This is a genomic window from Acidovorax kalamii, assembly GCF_002245625.1.
In the GTDB taxonomy this organism is placed as follows: Bacteria; Pseudomonadota; Gammaproteobacteria; order Burkholderiales; family Burkholderiaceae_C; genus Acidovorax; species Acidovorax kalamii.
In genome coordinates this window covers 548,663-564,174 of the sequence record NZ_NOIG01000004.1, presented here as the reverse complement: position 1 = coordinate 564,174, position 15,512 = coordinate 548,663, and the positions used below count along the sequence as shown (strand labels likewise).

Genomic DNA, 15,512 nt, shown 5'->3' with positions numbered 1-15,512 from the left:
CTATATATTTAATAGCTATCAGCGCTTATCCATAGCGCGCAAAGGCCGATTTTTATTCAAAACCGGCGCCTGCTTCAGGCATTGAAGGTGCCAGAGAGCAGCTCGGGCAGGCGCTCCACCTTCATCTTGAAACCGCAGGCCTGCGCATGCCCGCCGCCGCCCATGCTTTCGGCCAGCGCGATGCAGTCAAAGTTGCGCTGCGCACGCAGCCCCACCTTCACACCTTTTTCGCCAGCGCTCCACATCAGCGCAAAGGTGCCAGTCTTGGCCGAAAGCATGTCGCCCACCAGGCTGTGGAACATGCCGGGCGCATTCACCATCAGGCCTGCAATGCCGTTGAACACCAGGGGCTGCGCGCCCTCGGCGATGTCGGCGCAGAGCTTCTTGTACTTCTCGTCCATGGCCGCGCCGCGCACCATGAACTGCGCAAGCTGCTCGGGGCTGAAGGTGGCAATCTCGCTCCAGCGCGCAAAATCCTGCGACTCCATGTCGAGCGCCGACAGGAAACGTGCGCTCTCTTCAAACTCCCATTTCCAGATGTCGCGGTCTTCCACATACTGCAGCAGCGGCGGTATGGGGGTATGCGGGTGGAAGAACTCCCAGGCCAGGCGCGCACCCGACTTGCTCATGTCAAAGTGCACCACCCCGCAGCGGCAGGCAAAGCCAGTGAGCTTTTCGGCCGCGCTCTTGTGGTGGTCCAGCATCACAAGCTTGGCGGCGCGCTCGTCAATGGCCTGCAGGATCTCGGCCGAAAACGAGAAGTCGAGGATGTAGACAGTGCGGCCCGCCACGGGCGGCAGGTCGTCCACCGAGAGCACATCGCCATGGTCCAGCCCCCGGTACTCGGCGCTGTCGCCGTAGTACAGCCAGGCCGCCAGCGCGGCGCCAAAACCATCGGGGCAGTTTCGCCCGTGGTACAGGATCAGCGGTGCGGGGTCGTTCTTGTCGGGGGCAACCAGCAGTTGCAGGGGGAGTATGGTTTTCTTCGTCATGACCCCCAATTGTCACCGGGGCAGTAGTCAGCCGCGAGCGCAAAGTGCGCAACCGCCTGCGCGCACGGCGGGAACCAACCGGCGCGACCACACCTCCACCCCCTTGCGCCACACGGCGAAAGCCCTCCCCAAAGGTCCCCGATGTTCCAAACCCTCAAAGACCTGTTCGACAGCTTCACGCAGCCCACGCCGTCACAGTCACCCGCCGAGCGCGCACACACCGTGCAGCTGGCCACCGCCGTGCTGCTGGTGGAGGTGGTGCGATTTGATGCCTCCATGGACGACGCCGAGCGCACCACCGTAGTGGCCGCCCTGCGCAGCAAGTTTGCGCTGAGCGACGACGAACTGGCCCGCCTGCTGGAGCTGGCCGTGACCACATCCCAAACCGCCTACGACTACCAGCGCTTCACCAGCAGCCTGAACGAGCACTTCACGCAGGACCAGAAGATTCAGCTGGTCGAAGCCATGTGGCAGGTGGCCTATGCCGATGCGCGCCTGGACGAGAACGAGATGCACACCATCAGCAAGGTGGCCGGGCTACTGCATGTGACGCATGGGGAGTACATAGCCGCCAAGATGCGGGCGAAGGAAACCGCGCTGCTGTGACCCTGTGCGGCGAGCCGCCTGACACCTCGCATTGACACCCCGAGTCGGCGGTCGGTATCTTCCCCCGCATGACAACTAGGAAAACGATGCAGGTGAAAGTCAGCGGTGCGTTGCTGGCTGTGGAGCAGGACGCTCACCCCGGCGCTGCGGGTGTACCGGTCCTTTTCCTGCACGCCAACGTCGCGGACCGACGCATGTGGCAGGCCTCCTGCAGCTGGCTGGCCTCGTTCCGCCCTGCCATCAGCTATGACCGCCGAGGGTTTGGCGAATCGCGCACTCTCGCACCCACGCCGCATTCCCACGTGGCCGACCTGTGGTCGGTAATGGATGCTCTTGGATATGAGCAGGCAGTTCTCGTCGGCTGCTCCACGGGCGGTCGTATTGCCATCGATGCAGCCATGGCTCAACCTGCGCGCGTGGGTGGCTTGGTGCTGGTGTCGCCCGGTGTCGGCGGCGCACCGACGCCAGAGCCCGTCGCCACGGTGAAAGAGCTCATGGACACCATCCATGCAACCGCATCGCGTGGCGACCTGGATGCAAAAAACGAACTGCAGGCCCAGCTGTGGCTGGACGGCCCCCTGAGCCCGCCGGGCCGGGTCGGAGGCGAGGCACGCTCCCTTTTTCTGTCGATGAACGGGACCGCACTGCGGGCGCCGCACCCGGGAGTGGCCGTCGAAGAGCCATCGGCATGGGCGCGGCTGGAGTCCATCCAGGCCCCCACGGCCGTGCTGTGGGGCGATCTCGACCTGCCGCATTTGCAAGACCGATGCAGGCTGCTCGCTCAGCGCATCCCTGCCGCGCAAGGCACCATGCTGCCGGGCGTGGCGCATTTGCCTTCGCTGGAAGCCCCGGAGCAGTTCAATACAGCCCTCCAGCGCTGCCTCGCCGGCCTCTGAGAATCTGTGGGCAACGGGGTGATCCATCACCCCGCCGCATCGCCTACACCGGCAGCCAGCGCCACCAGAACGGCTTGCGCTCTTCCTTGGCACCCCGTGCCTGCAGCAAGGCGATGAACTCGGTGCGCCGGTACCTGCGTGCGGCCTCCAGCGGGGTCATGTCGTCAAAGTCGGAGCGCAGCCCGGGGTCGGCGCCGTGGGCCAGCAGGTAGTGCGCGATCTCGCTGTGCCCATGGATCAGGCTGGCCACCAGGGGCGTGCACAGAATCTCGGGGTGCTGGTAGTTGGGGTTGACGCCCGCACTGATGTGGTGGCGCACCAGCGCCAGGTCTCCCGCCACGGCGGCGGCGTACATGTCTTTCCAGTCTCCTGCCGACATGGGGTCTCCTTTTGGTGTTTTGGGGTTCGGCAGGGAACGCAGCACAACCCGACGCACCAGCATCCGGGCCCATGGCTCCCAAGCAAACCGTGGGCATTCTGGCATGCCCGGCCGCTCGGCCGGTGGCGCAGAGGCCCCATGCAACCGGCCTAGCGCCTACACCGCAGCCATGGCCCTTTCGCGCTCGGCGGCGGTCAGCACGCGCACAGCCACCACGGGCACACCAGTGGCTGTGAAGAAAGGTGTGCGGCGAAAGCTGCCAGTGAATCGCGCCGCCGCAATGCGGGGCATGAAGCCCAGCAACGCCCTCAGCTGGCTCCAACCTGTGCGAGGCGGCGTGCCCTGGGCGCTGGCGGTCTCCAGGTGCATCTGCACTGGCACAAACGCAGGCACAAGCGGTGCACCACCCGCCCGCAGGCACAGATGGACCAGACCCACATAGGGCATGCGCCAGTCGCGCCCCGTATTGGCCAAGGGGGTGTTGCAACAGCGCGCGTACCAGCGCAGCAAGCCGCCTTCGGACAATGACAGGCAGGCCAGCTGATCGATGCCACTGCTGAAAGACACGTTGCGGGCATGTGTGCCCACCACCTCGGTACCGGCCAGGGCGTCCAGCGCCGCGTCGGCCTGGCCCAGGTGGTGGGCATAGGCCTGGCAGTCGCGGCAGTAGCAGATGGCATGGATGGCAGACCGTGTGTGGGCCACCTCGCCAACAAGCTGGCCACACTGGCATTGAAAACGATGGTTCATGGCTCCCTCCATTGGAACCACCAGCTTATCGCCCCTGCTGCCAGAATCTGTCAGCAGTGTGCGGGCGCCATGTAGTAAAACGGCGCGCACGGCATCGCCGCCCGTGCGTGCTGCCTGCCTTTTTCCTGCCACCCTTCCCCGCTTTCTTCCATGCCCCCTCCCCTGCACATCCTCTGGCGCGACGAGCACCTGGTGGCCGTGTACAAGCCTGCGGGCTGGCTAGTGCACCGCACGGGGCTGGACGCGGGTGAAACGCGGTTTGTGATGCAGACCCTGCGCGACCAGCTGGACCAGCATGTGTTCCCGGTGCACCGGCTCGACAAGGGCACCTGCGGCGTGCTGGTGATGGCGCTGCACAGCGATGCGGCGCGTGCACTGTCGCAGGCGTTTGAGCATGGCGCCACGCACAAGCGCTACCTGGCGATGGTGCGCGGATGGGCGCCCGGGGCCATCGAGGTGGACCACGCGCTCAAGCCCGATGACGCCCCGGCCGATGCGGCTGTGCAGGACGCCCACACACGCTTTCGGCGGCTGGCGCAGCTCACGCTGCCCGAGGCCAGCGACGCGCGTTTTGCCACCACCCGCGCCTCGCTGGTCGAGGCCATCCCAACCACAGGGCGGCGCCACCAGATCCGCCGCCACCTCAAGCACCTGGCGCACCCCATCATCGGCGACGCCACACATGGCAAGGGCCCGCTCAACCGCTGGTGGGCCGAGCGGCTGGGCCAGCAGCGGCTGTGGCTGCACGCGTGGCAGCTCACGGTGCCGCATCCGGTGACGGGGGCGGCGATGAAGTTTGACAGCGGGCTGCGCTGGCCGGGGCCTGCGGACTGGGGCAGCGGGCACCGCCCCACCGACGAGTCCACGGCGCCGCCCTGCGCCGACTGGCAGCGCCTGTTTGTGCAGCTGCCCTGGCAAGAGACACCCGCCCCGGCCCCGTAACGCGGGCGACACGGCGTCGGCACACGCGTCGAAATAATGGGCGCTCCCAAAAATCAGGAGACACCGCCCATGACCACACCCGCCACCAACCGCGTCCTCGCCCACACCGGCGCGCGCTACCCCATCATCCAGGCGCCCATGGGCTGGATTGCGCGCACGCAGCTGGCTGCGGCGGTGTCGCGAGCAGGCGGGCTGGGCATCATCGAGACGTCCTCCGGCGAGACGGCCAACTGCCAGGCCGAGATCACCAAGATGAGCGCGCTGGGCCTGCCCTTTGGCGTGAACCTGCCCATCCGCTTTTTGAAGGACGATGCCATGCTGCGCTTTGTGTGCGCGTCGGGTGTGAAATTTGTGACCACCTCGGCGGGCAGCCCTGCCAAGTTCATTGCGCCGCTCAAGGACGCAGGCATCACCGTCTACCACGCCGTGCCCACGGTGGACGCAGCGCTCAAATGTGTGGACGCCGGCATTGATGGCCTGGTGGTCGAAGGTGGTGAAGGCGGCGGCTTCAAGAACCCCGAAGAGGTCTCCACCCTGGTGCTGCTGCAGGCCATCCGCGCGCGGGTGGATGTGCCGCTGGTGGCCGCCGGGGGCATCTGCGACGGGCGCGGCATGGCGGCGGCTTTTGCGCTGGGGGCCGAGGCCGTGCAGATGGGCACACGGTTTGTGAGCTGCGCCGAAAGCCCCGTGCACGCCAACTACAAGAACGCCATCGTCGATGCGGGCGTGACCGGCACCTGGATGCTCAACACCAAGGCCAGCCCCTGCATCCGTGCGCTCAAGTCACAGCGCACGCAGGCCATCCATGAGGCGGGCCTGATGCCCGCCGACAGCTTTGCGGGCATCCAGCGCGTGTACTTTGATGGCGACATGGAGGCAGCCCCTGCACTCGCAGGGCAGACGGCCGGGCTCATCGACTCCATCAAGACGGCGCAGCAGATCATTGAAGAGACGGTGGCAGAGTTCTTTGCGATCAGCCAGCGCATGGGCGCCCTGGCCGCAGCGCGGTCGTTTGGTTGACGGCCGTTGCAGTGCGGTGGCGGGGCCCTACGCCGCCTTGGCTCCCAGCACACGCATGCGCGCCTTCCACTTCGCCACGCCTGCATCGCCCAGTTGCTCCACATGGCCGACCAGGGTTTCATGCACCGGGGCGATGCCCACAAAACCCAGGATATTGCGCTCCAGCGACTTCACGCTGTGCGCGCGAAAGTACCAGCGGTACACCAGCGCCGGCATGCCCATGGTGACCACCACACGCGCGCTGCGGCCCGTGAGGCCCTTGCGGCCAAACGTGTTGCCGCCTTCGGTGCTGAAAGCGAACCCGGGCCGCGCCACCTGCTCCAGAAAGCCCTTGAGCAAGGCGGGCATGTCGCCCAGCCACAGCGGGAAGAACAACACGATGTGCTGCGCCCAGCCGATGTCGGCCTGCGCCGGTTTCAGCGAGGCGGGCAGCAAACCCAACTCCCACTCGTGCTGGCTGCGCAGCAGCGCAAAGTCGATGGTGGCGACATCGATCTGGCGCACCTCGTGCCCTGCAGCAGTGGCGCCGTCGGCATAGGCCTGGGCCAGCGCATGGCACAGGTGCGGCGCCAGGGCGTCGGGGTGGCCCTGGATAAGCACAATACGTTCTGGGTCCACCCCACCTCCTTGGGGGCCAACGCCCCCCAAGACCTAACGCCTTGTGACTCTACGCCACGTTTCACCGTTCGGCTAGACCGATGCTCCGTAGCACGAAGCCCAATGCCCCACAACGGCATACGGATCGTATACATCGCCATGTTTGGTAGCAGCCAGCGCTCTACCAGCAATCACCAAAGATCCATTTGGTCCGACCCTGATGGAGCGAAACCGCCGGGGGCGACCACTGCCCCCAATGCCCTGCGCGCGATCAGCGGGGAAATCGTTGGCGCAACACCCACCAGGAGAGAGATGCCATGAGCAACACCAGCACGATGCGTCCCCATTCCGAGAGGGAAGGAATGGCAGTTGCCCCACCCGCAGTCACAGCCAGCAATGCGGGGCCTCCGGGGTCGAGGATGATGGCATTGGCCTGCAAGTCGTCATCGCCCTGCTGTCCGTCCACTACCGTCAGCGTGATAGTGTTGCCCGAGATGACCGCTCCCGGGTAGGCATACCAGTGGGGTGTAGCGTTAGAGAGCGTAGGGCCGAACTTCCAGTACTGCGTGCCGGGAGGCAGTGGCGTGGGGTAAGTCAGTTTGACGGTGAAGGACGAGCCCGGCACGCCGCTCACGGCCACCAGATCAAACAAGCCCATGGGGAAAGACATCCCGGCAGGAGGAGGTACCGCAGGTGACTTGGGATGACCAGTCAACGGCATGAAACCAGCGTTTTGGTATTTCCCCGTACCAGCCTCAGCAAACACCCAGGCAGGCGTTGAAATATCGGCTGCCGCAGGGCCTGCTGGAGTCGCTCCCGTAACACCCGCGCCAGCTGTCACCGGAGGAGCCACCACGAAAGCCTGAACCACTTCAGTCGCGGCGTTGTAGTTGGCATCACCTGCCTGCGCCGCGATCACCCGGCAGGTCCCCATACCCACCAAGCGAACCACGGTGCCATTCACAGCACACACCAGCGGTGTGTCTGTACGAAAGCTCACCGGCAGCCCAGAGCTGGCCGTCGCTGATAACGTGAAGTCTGGATTTCCCAACACCTTGCCTGACAACGGTGCGAAGCTGATGGTCTGCAGAGCCTTGCCCACAGAAACAGACGCGGTGCTAGTAGCTGCCTCATAGGTTGGGTCTGCCGCTTTGGTGGCCGTGATTTCACACACGCCCACCGCCGTTCCGGTCAACGTCGTTCCCGCCACGGAGCAGACTCCCGCGCCAGATGCAACCACATAGGTTACCGCGCCAGTGCCCGCACCTCCACTGGTGGAAAGGGTGGCCGTACCGTTGAGCGCAACCGACGAGGGCGTGGCCACCACCACCAGGGCGGGCTGTACCGCCCGGTTCACCATGACGGCAACGGTGGCAGTCGCGGAGCCGTAGTTGGTATCAGCTGCCTTGGTGGCTGTGACGGTGCAGCTGCCGACGCCAATACCGGTCAGGACATTGCCAGACACCTGGCACAGCCCAGCACCCGCCGTCACTGCAAAGCTCACCGCTCCGGTGCCCGATCCGCCACTGACACTCAGCGAAGAAGTACCCAGGTAAGGAATCGACGAGGGGCTGGCCGTGGCGACCAAAGGTGCCTGAGCGGCCTGATCCACCTGGATATCCACGGTGGTGGAGACGGGCTCATACTGCGCATCGCCCGCGTTGGTGGCGGTCACGGTGCAAGTGCCCGGCTTCACCCCTGTGACCACGTTGCCCGCCAGCGAGCACGAGACAGCACCCGCCGTAACAGCCAGACTGACTGCGCCAGTGCCCGCACCACCTGAGGTCACCACCGTGGTCGTCCCGTTGACGGAAATGGTGGCGGATGGCGTAGCGCTGGCTGTCCAGCCAGGTTGCAAGGCCCGCGTGACCACCACCACCACCTGTCCAGAGACTTCGTTGTAGAGCGCATCGGAGGCGCGGGTGGCAGTCACGGTACACGAGCCCACGTCCGTCCCCGTGAGCACGCTGCCAGAGACGGAGCAAATGTTCGCGCCCGCCGTCACCGCAAAGCTGACCGCGCCCGAACCAGATCCACCTGCGGCGCCCAGCGTGGACGTACCGTGCAGCGCGATGGTGGTCGGCGAAGCCGACACAGTCAGCGGCGCCTGGTGGGCCTTGTTCACGGTGAAATCGACCGTTGCAGTAGCCTGCAGGTAGTTGTCGTCAGATGATTTTGTGGCTGTCACGGTGCAGCTGCCAACGCCAGTGCCTGTCACCGTAGAACCAGTAATCGCACAGTTGGAAGCCCCGGCAGTCACGGCATAGGTCACGGCCCCGGTGCCGGTTCCACCCGACACGGACAATGTGGAGGTGCCGTTGTAAACCAGCCCGGCAGGGCTGGCTGACACCGAGAGCGCAGCCTGCGCACCCTTGGCGTTTGTCAGCGCCAAGGTAGCCTGCACGGCACCGACCGTGGCGGTAATGTTGTACGTGCCAGCCAACATGTTTGCCGTAGCGTTCAGGGTGGCGATCCCGCTGGAGTTGGTAGTAACGGTACCGCCAGAATCCAGTACGGCCGAGGCGCCAGAGCCCGGTGCACTGAAACTCACCACCACGTTCGGCAGCGTCCGCGAATCAACGTCAAACACCTGCACCTGCAGGGGCGTGGCAAAAGCCTGTCCGATAGGGGTGGACTGGGGGGAGCCTGCCATCACGTCCATCCGATGCGGCGGGCCGAAGGGGTCGATGCGCAGCACCAGCCCATTGGCTGCAGCCACGCTAGCCGCAGCCCCTGTGGTGGGGTTCGTCAAACCCGCTGCGCCAGATGTGGTGACGCCGCCAACTGAGAGGATTGCGTCGGCATCGACCATCGTGGCGGCGAGCGCATGCATGGCATCTGCCCCACTCGTCCCCAGAAAACCCGAATACACCAGCGTCGAAGGTGAGGAGTATTCAATCTTGCTGAGGAAGCCATCTTGCTGACCGGGGCGCACGGTAGCAATGCCACTCTGCGCCACCACTGGAAACCCCGTGCCCACACTGGTAACCCCGGTGGCGTAGAGCGCCGATCCATCGTCCGCCAACGCCGAGACATGGTCGTAGCCCGACCCGCCCAGGTACGTCGCAAATGGGGCCGAGGGATGGAGTCGGACCACAAAACCGTCCATGTTGCCGCTCGGGTTGTTCTGTGCACCCCCTGCAATGAACCGGGTATTGCTGTCATTGGCCGGAAAATTAGGCGCGTTGGTCTCGCCGCCCACCAACAGCCCACCATCAGCCGCAGCCACGATCGCAAGCGCACGGTCCATGCCAACTTCGCCGTTTTGCGGCAGCGAGCCCGTCAGGATCATCGTCTGCGCACTAGCTCCGTTAGGTGCGACAAACGCTACAAACGCATCCACCGCATCGACCGAACGCACCGCGAAGGTGGTACGCGATCCTGTCAGGTTGGGCAGACCTGCGGTGGAGTCCGTGGCGCCTGCCACGGCCAGTCGGCCATCGGACAACAGCGCCAGAGCGTTACCCATTTCATCACCGCCATTGCCGCCAATAAAACCCGCGTACTCCAGTCCGCTGCCATCTGCCGCTACCCGCGCAACGAATGCGTCCATACCGCCCGAGCCAACCTGGTCGCCACCGTGACTCAGGCTGGGGCCTCCAATGGCCGGGAACGCAGGGGCAGCCGTGGTGCAGCCTGCCGCCGCCGTGGTGGTACAGACGGAAAAGCCCGTGACGTAGGCGCGGCCCAGCGCGTCCACCGCAATCGCGTTGGCCTGGTCGTCTTCAGCACCGCCGATGAAGCCTGAGTACGAAAGCGTCGAGCCATTGCTATTGAGCCTCATCACAAACGCATCGCGGTCGTCCTGTACCTTGGTGCGGCGCAGGCGATTGCTGGCATCCGTTCCCGCTGTGGGGAAATTCGTGGAATGCGTGGCGCCAGCGAGATAGATGCTGCCTCCAGCATCAACGGCCAGTCCATGGCAGGCATCGTTGGCGCTCCCGCCGAGGTAGGTTACGAACTCCGCCACGCCCTTAGGGCTGAATTTGACGAGGAAGGCGTCATCGCCCCCCCGCACGCCGGTGCCGCCCGTGGTCGGCAGATTCATGGATTGCGTGGCGCCACAAGCAAAGGTATTGCCATCATCATCACGGGCGACAGAGAACACCTGATCATCGGCATTCCCCCCCACCAGCCCAGAGTACCCCGTCCAGGCAGGGTCGATCACCAAAGGCTTGGCCGCGTCGTGGGCCGCCAATCCAAACCCGATGCGCCAGCTTCGCTCGCCGACCTGTTCCACCCTGTACTTCGCAGCGACAGGGATGCGGCGGCCTCCGTCGGGCTGAAACACCACTGGTGCGGCATCCACCAGAAGGTCATCGCCCACGCGCCATAGCAAGGACCCGTCGGGCTGGAGGCGAACCCCGTCTGCTCCATCCACGCGCCAAATCACACGCAACGGATCGGCACCAGGTGTCAGCTCGAACTGATACTTGAAGCCTCCGGCATCCCCCGCAAAAACGGCATCTACGCCAGGCCATACGCTGCGGTACACCACCGAGCCATAGCTCTTGAGGCCCGTCTGCCACTGCGCCCGCTCTCCCACCAGCCAGTGGTAGACCGTGGGCGATGCTTGCGTGCCTTGGGGAGTGGCTCCCGCCGTACCCTCGAAGGTATAACGCAAGGCACCATCATTTGCGACCTTCATGCCCAAGGACTTTGCCTGGGATGCCGCAGCCTGCGCACGCCGGGACTGCAATACAACGCCTGTGGAATCAAAGGCGATCTGCCGTCCCCCAGCCACCGCACGAAACCGCGCCGCATCGCTGGCTGGCATGGCCACAAAACGATTTTCGCGCCCTGCGAACTCGCGCTGCACAACAGGTTTGGTCTGCGACCAGGTAGGCATGGCGCTGACGATGAGCGCCAGGGCCAGAACGGAACAACGCATGATGGAGGTCACTACAGGGCAGATAGAGAAAACCGGTTGGGGAGCAAAGCTGAGAGCGCGGCCTATGCAGGTCAGGTCCGGGGAGGGAAAACCCCCTGCAGCGCGATGATGAAATACGCAGTCAGGTAGGGCGGCATGTTGTTATGCGGCTGACTGTTGCCCGACACGCTCACAGCCTCACTCGCCATCGGCTCGCTTGGAGACACGCTGGCATAAGCACGCGCAGGCGATGCCCCCAGGCTGGCGCCTGTGGGGTCTGCCACAGTCGGCCCTGACGCATCACCGCCGCGCAGCATGTGGGTATGAGAAGGTATCTCTGATTCCAGCAAACTCACGCTTTCCGCGCCGCCCGTTTGGCCGAGGTCATAAAGCGACAGGCCCGGGCCTTGCCCCGGCATCATGGGAGCGCGCCCTTGCAGGTCAGGCAAGGCAAAGTTGCTTTTGCCGTTGCCACCATAAGTGGTACCCAGCAACGAAAACAAAGCCGTGTTCTGCGACAAGGGCAGGAGTTGCCCATCGCACCATGCCCACCCTTTGGGAGCGAAATTGAAAGGCACGATACGGATTTCAGCAACAAAGGGGTCGGCCATAGAAAGTGTTCTCTCGTAGATCGATCAGGTTGCCGAAGGGAAGATGCCTTGCAGCGCGATCACAAAGTTCAAGGTCAGGAATGGGGGCAGGTTCAGGTGCGCCTGAGAGCCTCCCACAGACGTAATGGCGTCTGCGCGGACGGACGTTGTGGCCGATGCCGCATAGCTGCCACGGGATGCGGCGAAGACATTGCCAGCTGGCCCCGTAGCACGCCCCGTGGCGGAGGTCGCTAGGGGCACATGGGTATGCATCGGCATTTCATTGATTGACAGGGTGTGAGCCTCCTCACCACCACGCTCACCGAGCGTATGACTCTGGCCGACATGAATCGGCATACGCCCCCGGAAATCGGGCAGCGCGAAGTTCACGCGACCATCACCGCCGAAGGTCGTGCCCAGCAATGAAAACAGCCCCTGATTCTGGTTGATAGGCAGAAGCTGGCCATTGCAAAGGGCCCAGCCTTTGGGCGCAAATACAAACGAGACAATGCGAATCTCGGAGAGAAAAGGTTCTGCCATAGCGTCAGGTGGGAGACGGGAAAATACCGAAAAGCGAGATGATGAAGTTCACGCACAGGAAGGGCGGCCTGTTCTCATGCGGTTGGCTGCCACCAACCGGCGGCAGCGTTCCCAAATGCATGTTCTGCGCTGCGGGGACTGCATTCACGAACGCCTTGTAGTCGCGGTGTCGGGCGGGCAACGCCCCCACAGGAGAAGCCACGTAACCCGTGCCGGTCGATGCTCTCAGCACATGGTTGTGGTTGGGAATCTGGTTCACGGTCAGTGTGACTTCTTCCGCACCGCCCGTCTCCGCGAGGATGTAGCCGTTGCCCTGGTGAATCGGAATACGCCCGCGCAGATCAGGCACGGCGAAGGTGGCTTGCCCGTCACCGCCGTACGTGGTGCCGATCAACTGAAACAACGTATCGTTCTCAGAGATTGGCAGCAACTGCCCTTCACACAGAGCCCAGCCAGCAGGAGCAAAATTTCCGGCGAACATGCGTATTTCGCCAACGTAAGGTTGTGCCATGAAGCGCAGCAGGCCCGAAGGGCCGATGACATTGAGGGGGGATAACTGTCAGAGATAGGCCCGCCAAAACGAACCGGCGCGTCGATCATCTAAGCGCAACGCGCGGCGCCGAATATAGGATGGTCCGCGCACAGGAGCAAGACAAATGTGGCGCCGCAACAAAAACTGAGGCAAGATCGCTGCAGCGTGTCAGTGCTCTGAACCGACGCGACGCTGTCAGCCTCTTCAATATGAATCCACAAAGACGCACTCTTCTCAAAGCTGCTGGCCTAGCGCACGCCGCAGCATCTGCGGGACTGGCCCATGCCGCAACCACCTCTCGGCCCCAACAGTACACCCCGCACCCCGCCACGCTGCTGCGTAGCCACTTCGTGCCGCTGACCGGCGAGACGTTTGAGTTTCGCAAAGCCGATGGATTCCGAGCCACGGCGGTACTGCAACTGGCCAGCCCTTTACCAGGGGCGAATGATGGTGAAGCCAGCTTTCGGCTGGTCTTCCAGGCCACAGAGCATCAGCCGCTGAAGCAGGACACCTGGGATGTTTCTCACCCAGCCCTCGGCAGCCACGCAATCTTTGTAAGCCCCAATGATGCTGCGGGCTTTGAGTTGGAAGCTGTGTTCAACCGCCACCAGCCTGTCTAGAGTGCCGCCACATTTCTTGCTATCTCTCTCGGTGCCGCAGCCGCACAGCCCATGCATACCCTGCAGCGCCCTATCCGGGCAATCTCGATGGGTTCTCTGGTGGCAATTGGGACTTGGGCACATCGCCCTGTGACCAGACCTGACTGGCCGGGCGCCGCATGCGCACATAGACACCCTCAACCGCTTCAGGCACGAAGCCCTCGCGCACATACAAGCCATAGGCAGGGTTGCTCGCTTCCACAAACAAGAGAGTTTCTCGGCCTTCTCGGTCCGCCCGCTCAAGCACTGCGTGCACGAGGGCAGCCCCCCACCCGCGTCCGCGCGCGGCGGGCATAAGCGCAATATCCATTAGGCGCAGCGGGCCCGGTGCCGTTCCAAGGTACAGGCGGCCAACGCGCTCTCCCTCGTACTCCGCCACCAGGAACAGCGCCCCCGGGTAGTGAGAACGGTAGTGTTTGTCCTGCAGCGCGAACTGCGAATCAGAAAACGCCTGCTTCTGTGACTCCGTCCAAACAGTCATCGCCAGTTCCGGGTCCCGCACGGTGCGGTACAACGCACGTAGAAAAGGTAGATCCTCTTCGCCGACAGCTCTTAGCCGCATCCCCATCGGCAGGGGTGACAGACCCCACTCACACCACATGCGAAAAGCATGCCTCGTATGCGAACCCAGCAGGCAAGCGTGCAATAGGAGTCATGAACACAGCAAAATCGCCCAACTCGGCATGCCGCAGTTGATAGGTTCCCTGGGCAAGAAAATTGTCTGCCGGGCCTTCAAAACAGATGGCGAACTGGTGGACACCCGGTGCAGCGGGAGACTCGACGACACTACTAACTTCCAGTGTCACATCGACTGGGCCGACCGCCGTTGGCGCAATGGCCAGAATCTGCTGGCCAACAAAGCGCTGCGCATCAACCCACGTCAGTTGGCGAGCGTACAAGGCGGGTTCCAACACGGCAAAGCTCCAATTTTCAGCAGTAACAATACACCCCAGCCACCCGCACATTGCCTTGTGGTGGAGCCCAAGAAGTATAGCGAGGGGGGGCGCCCATGCAGGTGCCAGAGCGTCGCCAAGCTCTTGACGATAAGCATAGAGCACGCCCCTCGCCTACACTTTCGAGCGCTGGCACCGTGTCCCCACTCAACACGCCACGCGACGCGCCCGTCTGGCCCTCGATTTTTTTGTTTCCAGCATGACCCCACCCACAACCACTGCCGCCCCGATGCTGACCACCTCCTCCGGCAACCTGCGCGGCATCGTGGCCATGGTGGCCGCTGTGGGCTTCTTCTCGCTGATGGATGCGCTGCTCAAAACGCTGACCGCCCACTACCCGGCCATGCAGGTCGCCGCACTGCGGGGCTGGGCCGCGCTGCCGCTGGTGGCGCTTTATGCGCTGTGGCGTGGCGAGGTGCCCCGGCTGCTCCAGGTGCGCTGGCCGCTGCACCTGCTGCGCGGCGGACTCAACGTGGCCATGCTGGCGCTGTTTGCGTTTGCTATCCGCGAGCTGGCACTGGCCGAGGCCTACACGCTGTTCTTCATCGCGCCGCTGCTGATCACCGCGCTGTCTACCGTGGTGCTGCGCGAACGCGTGCGCGCCGCCCACTGGGTGGCCATTGCACTGGGCATGGTGGGCGTGCTGGTGGCGCTGCGGCCCAGCCAGGAGGCGTTCTTCACCCTGGGTGCGCTGGCGGTGCTGGCGGCGGCGGGCTGCTATGCGGTGTCGGCCATCACGGGCCGCCTGCTCACGCGCACCGACTCAAGCGCCAGCCTGGTCTTCTGGACCACCACCCTGCTGGCGCTGGGCGCGGGCACGCTGGCCTGGCCGCAGTGGGTGGACGTGGCCCAGGCGCACTGGCCGCTGGTGGCGGGGCTGGCCGTGACCGGTTTTGCGGGCCAGTTGGCCATCACCGAGGCGTTCCGCCACGGGCAGGCGTCGGTGGTGGCGCCGTTTGAATACACGGCCCTGGCCTGGGGCATGGGGCTGGACTGGGTGCTGTGGCAGACCGTGCCGGGCTACAGCACGCTGCTCGGGGGCGCGATCATCATCGGCAGCGGCCTGTATCTGGTGCGCCAGGAGCGCACGCAGGCCGTGTTGCCCCCCTGACAACGGCGCCGCCACTGCACAGTTGCCTGCGCACAAGATGCTATAAATTGAATAGCAAACAAGAGAATACCAGAG

General features: G+C 64.2%; 16 protein-coding genes. 6 read left to right on the top strand and 10 right to left on the bottom strand.

Translation table 11 applies throughout. The annotated features are described in order from the left end of the window. Window positions 1–74 precede the first annotated feature (74 nt). Window positions 75–992, bottom strand: coding sequence for a DHH family phosphoesterase (locus CBY09_RS05635; RefSeq protein WP_094287274.1), 918 nt, complete (start codon window positions 990–992; stop codon window positions 75–77). Window positions 993–1,133: 141 nt separating this feature from the next. Here CBY09_RS05635 and CBY09_RS05630 point away from each other — a divergent pair, with 141 nt between their 5' ends. Together CBY09_RS05630 and CBY09_RS05625 are read left to right on the top strand one after the other, a co-directional pair. Next, on the top strand, window positions 1,134–1,598 hold the full coding sequence (locus CBY09_RS05630; RefSeq protein ID WP_094287272.1) for a tellurite resistance TerB family protein: 465 nt from the start codon (window positions 1,134–1,136) through the stop codon (window positions 1,596–1,598). Between the two features lie 68 nt (window positions 1,599–1,666). Beyond that, window positions 1,667–2,494: an alpha/beta fold hydrolase gene (locus CBY09_RS05625; protein WP_240515593.1), complete on the top strand. Its 828-nt coding sequence runs from the start codon at window positions 1,667–1,669 to the stop codon at window positions 2,492–2,494. Window positions 2,495–2,537: 43 nt separating this feature from the next. On the opposite strand, the gene CBY09_RS05620 is transcribed toward CBY09_RS05625, so the two are convergent. Then, complete coding sequence (locus CBY09_RS05620) at window positions 2,538–2,873, bottom strand: ankyrin repeat domain-containing protein (protein WP_094287268.1); 336 nt, start codon at window positions 2,871–2,873, stop codon at window positions 2,538–2,540. A gap of 156 nt (window positions 2,874–3,029) precedes the next feature. Next, entirely contained in the window at window positions 3,030–3,623 is a 594-nt protein-coding gene (locus CBY09_RS05615) for a DUF6151 family protein (protein ID WP_094288041.1), read from the bottom strand. A gap of 150 nt (window positions 3,624–3,773) precedes the next feature. On the opposite strand from CBY09_RS05615, the gene CBY09_RS05610 reads away from it, so the two are divergent. Together CBY09_RS05610 and CBY09_RS05605 are read left to right on the top strand one after the other, a co-directional pair. Further along, window positions 3,774–4,565 carry a pseudouridine synthase gene (locus CBY09_RS05610; protein WP_094287266.1) on the top strand — a complete coding sequence of 264 codons (792 nt, stop codon included), beginning with the start codon at window positions 3,774–3,776 and terminating at the stop codon, window positions 4,563–4,565. Window positions 4,566–4,634: 69 nt separating this feature from the next. Continuing rightward, complete coding sequence (locus CBY09_RS05605) at window positions 4,635–5,585, top strand: NAD(P)H-dependent flavin oxidoreductase (RefSeq protein WP_094287264.1); 951 nt, start codon at window positions 4,635–4,637, stop codon at window positions 5,583–5,585. A gap of 27 nt (window positions 5,586–5,612) precedes the next feature. Here CBY09_RS05605 and CBY09_RS05600 read toward each other — a convergent pair whose 3' ends face one another. The 5 genes from CBY09_RS05600 to CBY09_RS05580 all read right to left on the bottom strand — a co-directional run bounded on the left by CBY09_RS05600 (window position 5,613) and on the right by CBY09_RS05580 (window position 12,693). Then, window positions 5,613–6,203 carry an NAD(P)H-dependent oxidoreductase gene (locus tag CBY09_RS05600; protein ID WP_094287262.1) on the bottom strand — a complete coding sequence of 197 codons (591 nt, stop codon included), beginning with the start codon at window positions 6,201–6,203 and terminating at the stop codon, window positions 5,613–5,615. A 250-nt stretch (window positions 6,204–6,453) separates the two neighbouring features. Then, window positions 6,454–11,085 carry a DUF7948 domain-containing protein gene (locus CBY09_RS05595; RefSeq protein ID WP_240515592.1) on the bottom strand — a complete coding sequence of 1,544 codons (4,632 nt, stop codon included), beginning with the start codon at window positions 11,083–11,085 and terminating at the stop codon, window positions 6,454–6,456. A 59-nt stretch (window positions 11,086–11,144) separates the two neighbouring features. Next, entirely contained in the window at window positions 11,145–11,663 is a 519-nt protein-coding gene (locus CBY09_RS05590; protein WP_094287260.1) for a phage tail protein, read from the bottom strand. Between the two features lie 24 nt (window positions 11,664–11,687). Next, window positions 11,688–12,182, bottom strand: a complete 495-nt coding sequence (locus CBY09_RS05585; RefSeq protein ID WP_094287258.1) for a phage tail protein — start codon at window positions 12,180–12,182, stop codon at window positions 11,688–11,690. Between the two features lie 4 nt (window positions 12,183–12,186). Continuing rightward, a complete protein-coding gene (locus CBY09_RS05580) occupies window positions 12,187–12,693 on the bottom strand; it encodes a phage tail protein (protein ID WP_240515591.1) in 507 nt (168 codons plus the stop codon). 371 nt (window positions 12,694–13,064) lie between these two features. Here CBY09_RS05580 and CBY09_RS23945 point away from each other — a divergent pair, with 371 nt between their 5' ends. Further along, window positions 13,065–13,334 carry a DUF6916 family protein gene (locus CBY09_RS23945; RefSeq protein ID WP_205734093.1) on the top strand — a complete coding sequence of 90 codons (270 nt, stop codon included), beginning with the start codon at window positions 13,065–13,067 and terminating at the stop codon, window positions 13,332–13,334. Window positions 13,335–13,404: 70 nt separating this feature from the next. Here the strand turns inward: CBY09_RS23945 and CBY09_RS05570 are convergent, their stop codons facing one another. Both CBY09_RS05570 and CBY09_RS05565 read right to left on the bottom strand, forming a co-directional pair. Next, window positions 13,405–13,887, bottom strand: coding sequence for a GNAT family N-acetyltransferase (locus CBY09_RS05570; RefSeq protein ID WP_240515589.1), 483 nt, complete (start codon window positions 13,885–13,887; stop codon window positions 13,405–13,407). 76 nt (window positions 13,888–13,963) lie between these two features. After that, complete coding sequence (locus CBY09_RS05565) at window positions 13,964–14,287, bottom strand: DUF6916 family protein (protein ID WP_133066237.1); 324 nt, start codon at window positions 14,285–14,287, stop codon at window positions 13,964–13,966. Window positions 14,288–14,555: 268 nt separating this feature from the next. Here CBY09_RS05565 and CBY09_RS05560 point away from each other — a divergent pair, with 268 nt between their 5' ends. Continuing rightward, entirely contained in the window at window positions 14,556–15,437 is an 882-nt protein-coding gene (locus CBY09_RS05560) for a DMT family transporter (RefSeq protein ID WP_094287248.1), read from the top strand. Window positions 15,438–15,512: the final 75 nt, after the last annotated feature.

What these genes read in the sequence shown, in the direction of transcription:
- CBY09_RS05635 (WP_094287274.1), bottom strand. Translation starts at nt 992, where the DNA reads ATGACGAAGAAAACCATACTCCCCCTGCAACTGCTGGTTGCCCCCGAC.
- CBY09_RS05630 (WP_094287272.1), top strand. Translation starts at nt 1,134, where the DNA reads ATGTTCCAAACCCTCAAAGACCTGTTCGACAGCTTCACGCAGCCCACG.
- CBY09_RS05625 (WP_240515593.1), top strand. Translation starts at nt 1,667, where the DNA reads ATGACAACTAGGAAAACGATGCAGGTGAAAGTCAGCGGTGCGTTGCTG.
- CBY09_RS05620 (WP_094287268.1), bottom strand. Translation starts at nt 2,873, where the DNA reads ATGTCGGCAGGAGACTGGAAAGACATGTACGCCGCCGCCGTGGCGGGA.
- CBY09_RS05615 (WP_094288041.1), bottom strand. Translation starts at nt 3,623, where the DNA reads ATGAACCATCGTTTTCAATGCCAGTGTGGCCAGCTTGTTGGCGAGGTG.
- CBY09_RS05610 (WP_094287266.1), top strand. Translation starts at nt 3,774, where the DNA reads ATGCCCCCTCCCCTGCACATCCTCTGGCGCGACGAGCACCTGGTGGCC.
- CBY09_RS05605 (WP_094287264.1), top strand. Translation starts at nt 4,635, where the DNA reads ATGACCACACCCGCCACCAACCGCGTCCTCGCCCACACCGGCGCGCGC.
- CBY09_RS05590 (WP_094287260.1), bottom strand. Translation starts at nt 11,663, where the DNA reads ATGGCCGACCCCTTTGTTGCTGAAATCCGTATCGTGCCTTTCAATTTC.
- CBY09_RS05585 (WP_094287258.1), bottom strand. Translation starts at nt 12,182, where the DNA reads ATGGCAGAACCTTTTCTCTCCGAGATTCGCATTGTCTCGTTTGTATTT.
- CBY09_RS05580 (WP_240515591.1), bottom strand. Translation starts at nt 12,693, where the DNA reads ATGGCACAACCTTACGTTGGCGAAATACGCATGTTCGCCGGAAATTTT.
- CBY09_RS05560 (WP_094287248.1), top strand. Translation starts at nt 14,556, where the DNA reads ATGCTGACCACCTCCTCCGGCAACCTGCGCGGCATCGTGGCCATGGTG.